The 12,552-nt window shown below is 62.4% G+C and carries 10 protein-coding genes and 2 pseudogenes; 3 read left to right on the forward strand and 9 right to left on the reverse strand.

The features are described from left to right. The 7 genes and pseudogenes from Q4P21_RS10545 to Q4P21_RS10575 form a co-directional block, all read right to left on the reverse strand. The coding region (locus tag Q4P21_RS10545; RefSeq protein ID WP_303388731.1) for a CoA-transferase at positions 1–223 on the reverse strand (223 nt) is incomplete at its 3' end. A 2-nt stretch (positions 224–225) separates the two neighbouring features. After that, a pseudogene (locus Q4P21_RS10550) lies at positions 226–1,031 on the reverse strand (CoA transferase subunit A). A gap of 15 nt (positions 1,032–1,046) precedes the next feature. Then, positions 1,047–1,964, reverse strand: coding sequence for an alpha/beta hydrolase (locus Q4P21_RS10555; RefSeq protein ID WP_369598890.1), 918 nt, complete (start codon positions 1,962–1,964; stop codon positions 1,047–1,049). After that, positions 1,961–2,744: pseudogene (locus Q4P21_RS10560) on the reverse strand (3-hydroxybutyrate dehydrogenase). Before Q4P21_RS10560 ends, Q4P21_RS10555 begins: the two are co-directional and overlap by 4 nt. After that, a complete protein-coding gene (locus tag Q4P21_RS10565) occupies positions 2,731–3,294 on the reverse strand; it encodes a hypothetical protein (RefSeq protein WP_303388732.1) in 564 nt (187 codons plus the stop codon). Before Q4P21_RS10565 ends, Q4P21_RS10560 begins: the two are co-directional and overlap by 14 nt. 249 nt (positions 3,295–3,543) lie before the next feature. Next, positions 3,544–4,530, reverse strand: coding sequence for a diaminopimelate dehydrogenase (locus tag Q4P21_RS10570; protein WP_303388733.1), 987 nt, complete (start codon positions 4,528–4,530; stop codon positions 3,544–3,546). Positions 4,531–4,686: 156 nt separating this feature from the next. Continuing rightward, a complete protein-coding gene (locus tag Q4P21_RS10575; RefSeq protein ID WP_303388734.1) occupies positions 4,687–5,427 on the reverse strand; it encodes a dienelactone hydrolase family protein in 741 nt (246 codons plus the stop codon). Between the two features lie 323 nt (positions 5,428–5,750). Between Q4P21_RS10575 and Q4P21_RS10580 the strand changes: the two genes are divergently transcribed. Next, positions 5,751–7,337 carry an ABC-F family ATP-binding cassette domain-containing protein gene (locus tag Q4P21_RS10580; protein ID WP_303388735.1) on the forward strand — a complete coding sequence of 529 codons (1,587 nt, stop codon included), beginning with the start codon at positions 5,751–5,753 and terminating at the stop codon, positions 7,335–7,337. 13 nt (positions 7,338–7,350) lie between these two features. Here the strand turns inward: Q4P21_RS10580 and Q4P21_RS10585 are convergent, their stop codons facing one another. Further along, on the reverse strand, positions 7,351–7,602 hold the full coding sequence (locus tag Q4P21_RS10585; RefSeq protein WP_303388736.1) for a hypothetical protein: 252 nt from the start codon (positions 7,600–7,602) through the stop codon (positions 7,351–7,353). A 105-nt stretch (positions 7,603–7,707) separates the two neighbouring features. After that, positions 7,708–9,945 carry an MMPL family transporter gene (locus Q4P21_RS10590; protein ID WP_303388737.1) on the reverse strand — a complete coding sequence of 746 codons (2,238 nt, stop codon included), beginning with the start codon at positions 9,943–9,945 and terminating at the stop codon, positions 7,708–7,710. Between the two features lie 86 nt (positions 9,946–10,031). Between Q4P21_RS10590 and Q4P21_RS10595 the strand changes: the two genes are divergently transcribed. Beyond that, positions 10,032–10,514 (forward strand): MarR family winged helix-turn-helix transcriptional regulator, encoded by a 483-nt coding sequence (locus tag Q4P21_RS10595; protein WP_303388738.1) that lies wholly within the window; start codon positions 10,032–10,034, stop codon positions 10,512–10,514. A gap of 24 nt (positions 10,515–10,538) precedes the next feature. Beyond that, positions 10,539–12,536, forward strand: coding sequence for a penicillin-binding transpeptidase domain-containing protein (locus Q4P21_RS10600; RefSeq protein ID WP_303388739.1), 1,998 nt, complete (start codon positions 10,539–10,541; stop codon positions 12,534–12,536). Positions 12,537–12,552 lie beyond the last annotated feature (16 nt).

Below are 12,552 nucleotides of genomic sequence, written 5' to 3' on the forward strand. Positions count from 1 at the left end.
TGACTGTCTCCTTTCCTGCGTTGATCAGATCGGGGTCGACGTCGGACGCTGCCGGATAGGGCCCCACCCCCAAGATCCCGTTCTCGGACTGCAGAACCACTATGCGCCCGGCAGGGAGGTGGTTTGGCACCAGTGTGGGAAGCCCAATGCCCAAGTTCACATACGCGCCGTCGTCCAGTTCAAGGGCGGCACGGGCCGCCATTTCATCACGGGTCAAGGCCATGGCTAAACATCCTTTGCTGTGGTGGCGGGGCCAGCTGTGGACGCAGGGTCGGGGCGGACCATGGGCTTCTCGATGCGCTTTTCATTGTCCTCGGCAACCTCGATGATGCGGTGAACGCACACCCCTGGCAGGTGCACGGCATCCGGGTCGAGCTGTCCAGGTTCCACAAGTTCCTCCACCTGGGCGATGCAGAGGCGTCCTGCCATTGCGGCGACGGGGGAAAGCTGCCGGGCTGCTTTGTTGAAGATCAGGTTTCCGTGCCTGTCCCCCTTGGCGGCATGGACTAGCGCGTAATCGGAGGTGATGGCTTCCTCCAGCACGAAGTCCGCCGATTTCAGGCCCAGTTCAAAGTTTCGGACCTCCTTGGGTTTTGAAGCCTGGACAACGTTGCCTTCAGCATCGTGGATTTGCGGCAGCCCGCCCTCGGAAACCTGGGTTCCGACGCCGGCGCGTGTGCAGAACGCGGCGATTCCGGATCCCCCGGCGCGCAACTTCTCGGCCAGCGTCCCCTGCGGGGTGAGCTCAAGTTCAAGTTCTACGCCGAGGTAGCGCCGCGCGAACTCCTTGGTTTCCCCACGAAGGAGGACGTCATCTTGCGGATGCGTCCGGCAGCCAGCAACACACCGAGTCCCCACCCGTCCACGCCACAGTTGTTGGAAACCACCGACAACGCAGTGGCGCCTCGGGCCAGCACGGCATTGATCAGCTGCATCGGATTGCCGGAAAGCCCAAAACCGCCCACGGTGAGCGATGCGCCGTCGGGCATGTCAGCCACCGCGGCAGCCGCATTCGAGTAGGTCTTATCCATGTCCGTCGTGTCCTTTCAGGCGTCCGGCGTGCCGGAGCCGGCGGCGAGCAGGTCCGTGATGAATCCCGCCACTACGGCGGCGCCGGAGGGGTCCATGACGATCGTGTAGTGGTTGGTGTCCGGCACCAGGTGGGCATCGAAGCGGGGCAGACTCTGCGCGCAGCGGACCACATAGTCGTCCCGGTACAGGCCGGGGACCTCATCGAACAACCCGCGTGGGGCCTGTAGGAACAGGACCTCGTGCGAGAGTTCTTGTAAAGCGCTGACCAGTGAGGTGCCGCGGTGCAGATCGGCAGTGTCTTCAGCCAGTGCCGCGTAGCTGGTGGAAGGCTTCAAATGTGGTGCCTCCCCCTGGAGGTCATAGTCCAGATAGTCCTCCACGCCGGCGGTCCAATGTCCGGCAAAGGCCGGGTGGGGTCGCCAGTGGTCGCGGTACTCCTCTGGGGAGGCGAATTCCATCTTCAACCGTTCGGCGGCAGGGCCGAGCACTGCCTGCACTACTTGTTCATCGCTGAGCCCGGGTGCCACTTGCAGGGGCAGACCGCCGTCGATCAGGACCAGTGAGGAAACCCTTGCAGGGTGCCGATGGGCGAGGACCAGCGCGACGAAGGCACCCATGGAATGCCCGACGACGAGTACTGGGCCCGCACTGCACCGCTCCAGCACGTCGGCCAAGTCATCAGCATGCACTGGCATGCCGTAGGGGCCAGGCAGGTGGTTGCTGCGCCCGCGCCCGCGCAAATCAGGGGCGATGATGCGAACACCGGGAAGCAGAGCGGCGAGGACACTCCACGCACGGTGCGACGCCGTCACCCCGTGGACTGCCAGGATGGTGGGAGCGTGCTGCTCATCGGGGCCCCAGATGCCCACCCTCATGGTGCCGCCCTGAACCGGAACGTCGCAGGTCCGGTAGTTGTGCTGGTTCCCGTTCATCGGGCACTCCACCCGCCGTCCATGGTGTAGGAAGCACCGGTGACCATGCCGGCGTCGTTGGTTGGTGGCCAGCCAGGTGGCAAGGGAGGCCACCTCGTGGGGTTCAACGAGCCGCTTGATGGCGCTTTCGGTGAGCATGATTTTGGCAATGACCTCGGACTCGTCGATGCCGTGCACCCTTGCCTGCTCTGCGACCTGCTTTTCCACCAGCGGGGTGCGGACGTAGCTCGGGTTGATGCAGTTGCTGGTGACTCCGTGCGGCCCGCCCTCCAAAGCGGTGACCTTCGAGAGGCCCTCCATGCCGTGTTTGGCCGCAACGTAGGCGCTTTTGAAGGCGCTCGCACGCAGCCCGTGGACCGAGGAGACGTTGATGATGCGCCCAAACCCGCGCTCATACATGCCCGGCAGTGTGGCGCGGATGAGCAGGAATGGGGATTCGAGCATGATCCTATGAATCAGCCGCCAGGTGTCAGGGACGAATTCCTCGATGGGGGCAATGCGTTGAATGCCGGCGTTGTTGACAAGAATGTCGGTATCCAGCGCCAGCGTTTCAAGCGCCGCGGTATCACTGAGGTCAACCTCCCACACTGTGCCGCCGATCTGTTCGGCAAGTTCTGCAGCGGCCGCGCCGTTCACATCTGCGACCGTGACATGGGCGCCCTCGGCGGCAAAGGCCCGTGCGCAGGCTTCGCCGATGCCGCTGGCTCCGCCGGTGACCAGTGCCCTGCGCCCTGACAAGCGCCCGGCCTGGGGAGCCGGTTGGTTCTCATGCTGATTCATCGTCGTTGCCTCTTCCACTGATTGGTTCCGTTGTTTGAGCCGCAGGTGCCAGTGCACGTTCGATCAGGCCCATCATTTCCTCGAAAACTGCCTCGGGAAACAAATCCGCTCTGGTGGAGGATGCGGTAAAAGGCCGGGTGCCCGGCGGTAATGCGTGAATTCTGGGTGCTGGCAGCCCCGGACGTTGCGCGACGGACCCTTCGTCGCAGCCAGCTGATTCAAGTTGCCGTTCTGCTGCATTGGGAATAGCGGACGACGGCGCAGAGTTGGCTTGAGATTGGACCTGTCGCAACCGGGCGCGGGAGACTTTTGCCAGCCTGGTGCATGGAAGCCGCGCGGCAAAGAGGAAAGTGGCCCAAACCTCGAAGTGGTCAAGCCTGCCCCGGCCGGACTCCACAAGGTCCTTGGCGTTGACATTCACGCACAACACCTGTTTGACCGCGGTGGGGGAAACTTCTTCCCCGCCGGAAACGCAGCCGCCCTTGATCGTGTCCACGGTCTTGACCTCCACGTGCGGGTAGGGTTCGCCTGCATGTCCGGGCTGCTTCACCGCATCATCGCCGTCCCGGCAAAACGCGTTTGGGCCGACTCTGGCCAGCCCCAAAGCTGAAAGATGATTCAGGTTACGGAGAACACGCTAGGCCGCATGTCGTACCGTGTCAATGAATGGTGCACGCGCCCGCTCATTCACTTTCTGGGGGTTAAATGCCAACGCTCCTACAAACAAGTGCAGGAGCGTTGGGGAAATATGACCGATATGTGCAGGAGCGTCGGTGGTGGGGCCGGTCGTGGGGTGGGGTTAGAGCTGCTCTGCCCGCAGCGCGGCCGCCGACTTCGGCGACAACAGGCCAGGAGCCACATCAAAGACGGTCTTGGCGCCAAATTGGCCGGCGGCGCTCATGCGATGCACCGCGCGGGCGTAGGCCACCAACACGCTGGAGGTGAACTCCGGGTTGCTCTCCAACGCCAGCGAGTACTCAATGACCTGGGCATGCCCATCGGTGGTGTTGCCGCTGCGGATCACGAAACCGCCGTGGGGCATGGCTGCGTGGTCGCGTGCCAATTCTTCGGCGGAAATGAAGTTCACCGTGGTGTCGTACTGGTCAAAGTAGTGCGGCATGGAGATGATCTCCTCGCGCACAGCGTCCTCCGAGGCACCCTCTTTCAAGACCACGAAGCACTCGCGGGTGTGCTTCTTGCGCGTCGTCAGCTCGGGACGCGATCCGCTGCGAACTTCTTCGATGGCAGCTTCGGAGGGCAGCGTGTACTGCACACCCCCAGCCACGCCGTCAACGCGGCGGATGGCGTCCGAGTGCCCCTGGCTCAGGCCGCGGCCCCAGAACGTGTAGGTGTCGCCGTCGGGAAGCAAAGCCTCGCCGTACACGCGGTTGATGGAGAACATTCCCGGGTCCCAGCCGGCGGAGATCAAGGCTGTCTTGGAGTGCGCCAGTGCGGGTGCGTCCACGGCGGCAAAGTACTCCGGGATGCGCGCGTGCGTGTCAAAGCTGTCCACCGTGTTGAAGAGCGCTGCCAGCGCCGGCCCCTGCTCGGGCAGGTCCGACTTGGAGCCGCCGCACAGGATCAGCACATCAATGGCGTCCGCTTGGCCAGCCAGATCATCCATGGAGTGCACGGGGGCTCCGGCGTTCAGCGGCGTCAGATCTGCCGGGTTCCGACGGGTGAAGATGCCCACCAGCGTCATGTCCGCGTTCTTGGCAATGGCAGCCTCCACACCGCGCCCCAAGTTTCCGTAACCGGCAATTCCAATACGAATCGGCGCGCTCATCTAATCTCCATCCATTCATCGGGCCGTCCTCGTTGGCGGCCACATAACTACCCACCACCGTACCGCCTGCAGGGTTGTCAGCTGCAGTGTGTGAACTGCAGGGCACGACGCCGTGACGTCGGCTCGGGTGCCCGGCGCTGCCAGCCGGCTGGGATCCTAAGAGAGCTGCTGCTCGAGGAAATCCAGTGTTGCCGTCCAGGCGGACTGTGCCGCTTGGGCGCGGTACATTCTCGGGTTGCCGTCGTTGAAAAAGGCGTGCCCGGCACCGTTGAAAACGGTGTGGCGGAAGTCGACGCCCGCCTCCTTCATGTGAGTGGCCAGCTCTGGCAGGGCGTCCACCAAGGCGGAGTCGTCGGCACCGTAGAACGCTAAGACCGGGCACGTGATGGCGGAAAGTTCGGTCACTGAATAGTCGGCATGCCCATAGAAAGGGATGGCCGCTGCAAGGCGCGGTTCCTCCACGGCCAGGGCAAAGGCATACGTGCCGCCAAAACAGTAGCCCACCACAGCCGTCCGCCCCGCACCCTCGGGCGAGGACTGCAGCTGCTCAAACACTGCGGCGACCCCCGCCCTGATGAATGCCGCCTTCTCCGGGGAATTCAGCGGAGCCATGGCGGCGCGGATCTTCGGCTGGATCTCCGACTGCGCGGCGGGGTCGGCGCGTTGTGCACCAAGTTCAGCCATCAGCACGGCATCCAGACCGGCCAGACCCATCAGGTCGGGCGCCACTGCCAGATACCCGGCCGCCGCAAACCTGTCTGCAACATCTCGAATGTGCGGGACCAGTCCCCAAATTTCGTGGATGACCAGTACCGCACCCCGCGGCGGTCCGGACGGCTCTGAACGGTAGGCCTGAAACTGCTGTCCTGCCGCATTGAAATCAATCATGGTTCCCATGACCCAACATTGGCACGGACAGCTGGGAGATTCCAGAAGAATTTGGCAGCTGATGCGGGTGTGCCGCCACACCTACGGTTCATATTGCGGTTTATGCGGGTGCTCAGCGAGGGAACCCGCAGGAGCTGCAGTATGAGTGAAGGGCGTGGCCGGTCACCCGCAGGAGCTGTAGTAACAGTCATGTACACCTGTGGGCAGGCAGATGTGGGAGCTGCGCAGATCGCGGACGGCTCCGCTGCGACGCGGTAAAATGGTCAACGGGTGTTCCCAGCCCCGCTGCCTGCACAAACGGCTTCCTGCACAACCAGAAGGACAACACCCCCATGAGCTTGATCCGCCTCAATGACGTTTCCGTGCGCTTCGACAAGGTCCAGGTGCTCCGCGAAGCGTTCTTCAAGCTGGAGGCCGGGGACCGGGTGGGCTTGATTGGCCGCAACGGTTCGGGAAAGTCCACGCTACTGAAACTTGTTTTGGACCAGGTGGAACCGGACTCCGGTACGGTCAGCGTGGAGCTGGGCACGAAGATAGGCTACTTCTCCCAGTTTTCTGAACTCAACGGCAGCTCCACCATCCTTGAAGTGTTGGAGGAAGTGTTTGCGCACGTGGTGGACATTGAAGCTGAACTCGCCCAGATCGATGCTGCGCTCGCCGTTGGGCCCTCTGACGCCGAGATGGACAAGCTGATCCACCGGCAATCCGAGCTCTTCGCCGACATGGACAGGGTGGACGGGTGGGACTACCAACGCTCCATCGACAAAGTGCTGACAACCCTTGGGTTCAACCAAGCCCACCGCGTGTGCGCCATCGACGAGCTTTCCGGCGGTTGGCGGAACCGTGCCGCACTGGCCAAGATCCTGTTGGAAGCCCCTGACGTATTGCTCCTTGACGAGCCCACCAACTACCTTGATGTGGCCGGTGTGGAATGGCTCGAAGGATGGTTCAAGAACTTCAGGGGAGCGGCCATCATTGTCTCCCACGACAGGAAGTTCCTCGACGCGGTGGTTACCCGCATCATCGAGGTTGAGAACTTTCACCTGCACGAATACCCAGGCAACTTCGGCGACTACGTGGTGGCCAAGCAGTTCCGGCTCAAAAGCCTCGAGAGCCAGTATGTGCATGAATCCGAACTGCTGGCGTTTGAAGCGGAGGGGATCTCCGACCGGCGCGAGGCCGCCAAGGCTGCGTCGCGAGGCCTGGATTCCAAGCTCTCGAAAATCAAGAAGTCGCGCACGCCGCGTCCCGTGGACAAGATCATCACCGAAATCTATGGGGGCCTGCACGTCAAGGACGTGCTGTGCCGTGTGGAGTCGCTCACTAAGTCCTATGGTGAACGGACCCTATTTGGCGACCTCAGCTTTGAGATTCGTCGTGGCAACAGGATTGTGGTGCTCGGTTCCAACGGCTCCGGAAAGTCAACGCTGCTGCGGGCCCTGACGGGAGAGGAAGCAGCCGATTCCGGGTATGTCACCTGGGCCAAGGGCGGGGGACTGGTCTCCTACAACCAGGTCCTTGAGGAGCTTGATCCCGAGGACACCGTCACGCACGCCGTCAATGCGATGCCGGACAGCCTGGCGTTGACGGCGACGAAGAAATCCGTCAACAGGTTTCTGGCCATGTTCCAGTTCTCCGAAGCCGACTTGAAGCAGCGCATCGGCAACCTCTCCGGTGGCCAGCGCGCCCGCGTGGCCATGGCGCAGTGCCTGCTCTCCGGTGCCTCCGTGCTGGTGCTCGATGAGCCCACCAACCACTTGGACATGTCCAGCACCCAAGTCATGGAACGGGCGCTGCTACATTTCCCCGGCGCCGTCCTTGTGGTCAGCCACGACAGGTTCTTCACCGATAAGATCGCCAACCGCCGCCTCGTGTTCCACCCGGACAACCCCGGCGTGGTGGCCGTCAGCGGCGGTTAGTCAGCGCACGAGACTACCAGCGGGTGGGACTCTGCCGGTTGGGCGCTTTGTCACTTCGCCGTGAAAGAGCGGGGTTTCCTTTAACGGCGACGGACCAGGCACCGAGTGCCAGCGCTGCGGCAATCACAACGTCGAAGAGCACTTGATCCGCCCCTGCCCCCGTGAATAAGTGGACTACCCCCAACACCGCAAATGTGGCTGAAGCTGCAGCAGCGCACAAAGACAGGATCATCGCCCACCGGGGTATGTTTCGAAGTTCCTTCACAGCCGCCAACTCCTTCGGACCAGCACGAATCTAATAGTTGCCCCAGCATACGCTAAGTCAATATTTCCCCTCAGTGGGCAGCGGGCAGCGGGCAGTGGGCGCAGGCTAGGGGATGGGAATGCCGACACGCTCGGGAGCATCCGCATTGCGCTGGGTGCCTGTGGGTCCGCGCTTGCTGAGCTTGGATGGCCACCAAACGTGGTTGCCGACGTCGTAGGTCACGGCCGGGACCAGCAGTGAGCGCACAATCACGGTGTCCAGTAGTACGCCGAACGCCACGATGAAGGCCAGCTGGGCCAGGAACAGCAGTGGGATGACTCCTAGCGCGGCAAACGTTGCAGCCAGCACCACGCCGGCGGAAGTGATGACACCACCGGTTTTTCCGAGGGCCCGCAGCACCCCGGCATGGGTGCCCATGAGCAGTGATTCCTCCCTCACCCGTGTCATCAGGAAGATGTTGTAGTCCACGCCAAGGGCCACGAGGAACACGAAGCCAAACAAGGGGACCGTGGCGTCGGCGCCGGGGAAGCCGAACACGTGGTTGAACACCAGTGCCGAGATGCCCATGGTTGCGGCGTAGGAGAGCACCACTGAGCCAATCAACAACAGCGGTGCCACGATGGAGCGCAGCAGCAGCATCAACACGATGGTGATGACCACAAGCACCAGCGGCACAATCTTTACCAGGTCCCGTTGTGCCGTGACATTGGTGTCCAGCGCAATGGCCGAAACACCGCCCACCAACACACCCGAATCCACGGCGGGCAAATGATCACGTAGATCCACCACGACCTGCTCTGCGGCGTCGGAATCCGCCTGGTCCTTCAGGGTGGCATTGAGCAGCACCCGGCCATCCTTCACGACGGGCTGTGCCGCGGCGTCGGGCCTGCCGTTACCGGTGTAGAAGCTCGCGTCGGCTATTCCTGCTGTGCCGGTGACGGCCGCCAGCACCTGTGCCTGCTTGTTTTCGTCAACAATGATCACTACGGGAGATCCGCTGCCGCCGTCGAAATGCTTGGCAAGGGCCTTCTGCCCGTCCACGGCATTGCTTTGTCCCAGAATCACCTCAGTTTGGGAGACGCCATTGGCCTGCAGTTGCAGGACTCCGGTGCTTGCCGCAAGGAGCAGCACAAGTGTCACCACCCACGTGACGCGGGGTTTGCGGGCAATCAGCAAACCCACCCGCCGCCAGAGGCCGCCAATCCCGGCAAGGCCCAGATCGACGTCGTGCATGGTCGCCTCAGTCAGTGGGGACTTGGACAGGGCGGCATGCTTGTGGGCGTGTGCATGCTCAACTTTGGGGCGGAAGGGCCAAAAGGCGACACGGCCAAAGACCACCAGCAGTGCCGGCAGGCAGGTCAAGGCCGCCAGCAGGGAAAAGAAGATGCCAATTGCCGCAATGGGGCCTAGGGAGCGGTTGGAGTTGAGGTCTGAAAACAGCAGGCACAGCATGGCCAGGATGACGGTTGATCCCGAGGCGAGGATTGGTTCCCAGGCTCCGCGCATGGCTCGGCCCAGGGCAGCCCACTTGGACTGGACCTGGTGCAGGGCCTCGCGGAAGCGGGCAACTAAAAGAAGGGAGTAGTCGGTGGCGGCGCCAATGACCAAAATCGAAAGAATGCCCTGACTTTGACCACTGAGCTTGATCCAGTCCCAACTGGCGAGGTAGTAGATCACCAAAATGGACGCGCTCAGTGCCACCACGGACGTGAAAAGAACCAGGATGGGCAGCACCACTGAGCGGTACACCACCAACAAGATAACGAACACGGCCAGCAGTGCAACCAGAAGCAGCACGCCGTCAATGCCTGCGAAGGCGCTGACAAGGTCGGCGGTGAGGCCGGCGGGTCCGGTGACGTAGACGGTCAGGCCTGCGGGAGCCGAGTCCTTCAGGACCTGGCGCAAGTCGCCCACCACTGTGTTGATTTCCTCAGTCCCTGTAATGGGCACCAGAAACTCCACCGCTAATTTATCGGCAGAGGGGATGGGGCCGGCAATGGTGGTGGTGGCCGGAGGCTCGGGTTGCTGCACCCCTGTGACCGCACCCATTTTCTGTGACAGCGCAGAGATTTCCCCCAGCTGGGCCTGAGTCAGGGGCTGTTCGCTCGTCAGCAGCACCACTGCGGGAATGGCCTGGGTGTCCACAAACCGAGCCTGCCAGTCGAGCACCACCGTGGACTCGGCGTTGGCGGGCAGGAAGCTTGCTTGGTCATTGGTGGACACGTCGGAGATTTTCCCGAACGTGGGCCCGCCAATGCCGGCAGCCGCAAACCAGATGAGAATCAAAATGGCGGGCAGGGCAATTCTCAGCCAACGCTTGGGGGACCAGTCAACAGTTTTCATAGTGACATGATACTTCCATTATGGAGAGATTCTATAGTGAAGATATAATATAATCTAGAAGTATGGAAAGGGAGGATGATTGATGCATGAAGCCTCCACAGCCCCACGCCGAGCTTTTCGCCGCTATGCGTGAATTCACCTTGGAATCAGATCGTTACGTTGATCGGGCAGCCTCCCTGCACGGTCTGCACCGCACCGACCTCAATGCCTTGGGCTTCTTGATTCGTCCCGGACGTGACGCCAAGGCGATGACGCCGGGCAAGCTCGGTGAGGCCCTGAATCTCAGTTCGCCCGCAACCACTGCCCTGGTTGACCGTCTCGAGCGGTCCGGGCACGTCAACCGGCTGCGTAACCAGACCGACCGGAGACAGATCCAGCTCGCCATGACCGATCATGCCCGGAGTGTTGGGCGCGATTTGTTCATGCCGCTGGCCGCACAGCTGGCGGGAACCCTGCACAACTACACCCCGGAAGAACTGGCCCTGGTGCAACGGTTCCTCCATGACATGACCGAGGCCACCACGGAAGCCATGGAGAACCTCCGGCCGCCTGAGTCGTCCTCCGAGTAGAGCGGCACGGGCCAAGCTCCAGTTGTGGGTAGTGTGAAGGCACACACCAACGTCAGGGAGTCAATGATTCGCCGCGCCACAACCTTGCTTCTCACCTTCGGCCTCGTCCTTGCTGGGACGGCCTGTTCCCCGCAGGATAACGGGACGTCCACCGCAGAGGACCTCGCCAAAGCGCTTGGCTCCCACACAGTGGGGGAGTTGAGCTTTGACAAGCCTGCTGCGGACGTGCAAAAAGAACTCACCGGACTATCAGAGAGCATCGGCGCGGTCTGGCCCACGGTCAGTGTCGCCGGTGTTGCCATCACGGATGACACCGCCCGCGTCTCGCTGGACTACTCCTGGGCCATTCCGAACGTGGCGAAGCCCTGGACGTACACCACCGGTGCCGACATGAAACGCAACGGCAACGACTGGACCATCGCATGGACGCCGGAAATGGTGGAACCAAAACTGGCCGCAGGAGACCGTTTCAAGCTCACCACCACCCACGGTGTCCGCGCGGGTATCCTAGCAGCCGATGGTGAGGAGATCGTCAAAGAGCGCCCCGTGAAGATCGTAGGCATCAACAAGGACGGCCTGAGCGACGCCGAAGCCGAGACCAGTGCCAAGGCGCTCGCAGCCCTGATCGACATTGATCCAGAGGCGTATGCCGCCAAGGTCAAGGCCTATGGCCCGGTCGCATTTGTCGACGCAATCACCTTGCGGGCGGAGGCTTTCGCAGCTTTGGACCCGGCCAAGCTCGACGCCGTCAAGGGCGTTCTCGTCACGTCCGCCACCCAACCGCTGGCCCCGTCGCGCACCTTCGCCCAAGCCCTGCTCGGGTCGGTCCACGAGGCCACCGCCGAGGACATTGAAAAGTCCAAGGGGAAGGTTGTTGCCGGGCAGGTGGTGGGTTCAGGCGGGTTGCAGGCCTCCTTCGACGCCCAACTGGCTGGCACCCCGGGCGTGACCATCAGCGCCGTTGCGGCCACTACAGCAACGCCAGCGACTTCCACCCCCACGGCTTCCACTGCCACGAACGACGCCGGGATCCCGGCTGATGCGGCCAGCCCGCCGGCTAAGACCCTCTTCTCCGTGGACCCCACCGACGGTAAAGATGTCAAGACCACTTTGCTCACAGGGTTGCAAAGTGCTGCCGAAGATGCACTGGCCGAGGTCAAGACACCCAGCTCCATCGTGGTGATGCGCCCGTCCACCGGAGCCATTTTGGCGTCCGCCAACGGCCCTGACAGTGCAGGCTACAACACGGCCTTCCTGGGCCAATACGCGCCAGGATCAACGTTTAAGATCGCCACCTCACTGGGACTGCTGCGCCAAGGCATGACCCCAAGCTCCACCGTGAACTGCACCCCTCAATTCACGGCTGACGGCAAAAAGTTCTTCAACGCACCCGGCTACGCTCCCGAGGCGACCGGGGAAATATCGCTGACAACCGCCGTCGCTCATTCCTGCAACACGGCTTTTGTCTCCCAATTCGAAAACCTCTCCCAAGAAAAGCTGGCCGATGCAGCCGGTGCGCTGGGCATTGGAATGGAGAATGATCTGGGCCTGGCCGCCTTTACCGGCTCAGTGCCGCGCGACTCGGCCGGCACCGAGCATGCCGCCTCCATGATTGGCCAGGGCAAGGTGCAGGTCTCCCCGCTGAACATGGCCACCATGATGTCCACTGTGGTGAAGGGTTCTGCTGTGGTGCCCCGCCTTGTCGATGGGTACGACGGCAAAGCCAAGGCTGCAGAGGGCGCGGCGCTGACTGCCAAGGAAGCGGCGGACCTGCGCACACTGATGCGTGCCGTTGTCACCGAGGGCTATCTGAACATCCTGGGGGAGTTGCCTGGGCCGGGCGCGATCGGCAAAACAGGCACTGCCGAGTATGGCAATGATGTGCCGCCGCGCACGCACTCGTGGGTCATCGCTGCCCAGGGTGACATTGCCGTTGCCGTCTTTGTTGAGGACGGTGACCTGGGCGCTGTCACGGGCGGACCCTTGGCAAAAACCATCCTGGCTGCTGCCGCGGGCAAGTAGTCGATAATTGGTGCTG

This window comes from Arthrobacter sp. (assembly GCF_030540645.1).
Taxonomy (GTDB): domain Bacteria; phylum Actinomycetota; class Actinomycetes; order Actinomycetales; family Micrococcaceae; genus Specibacter.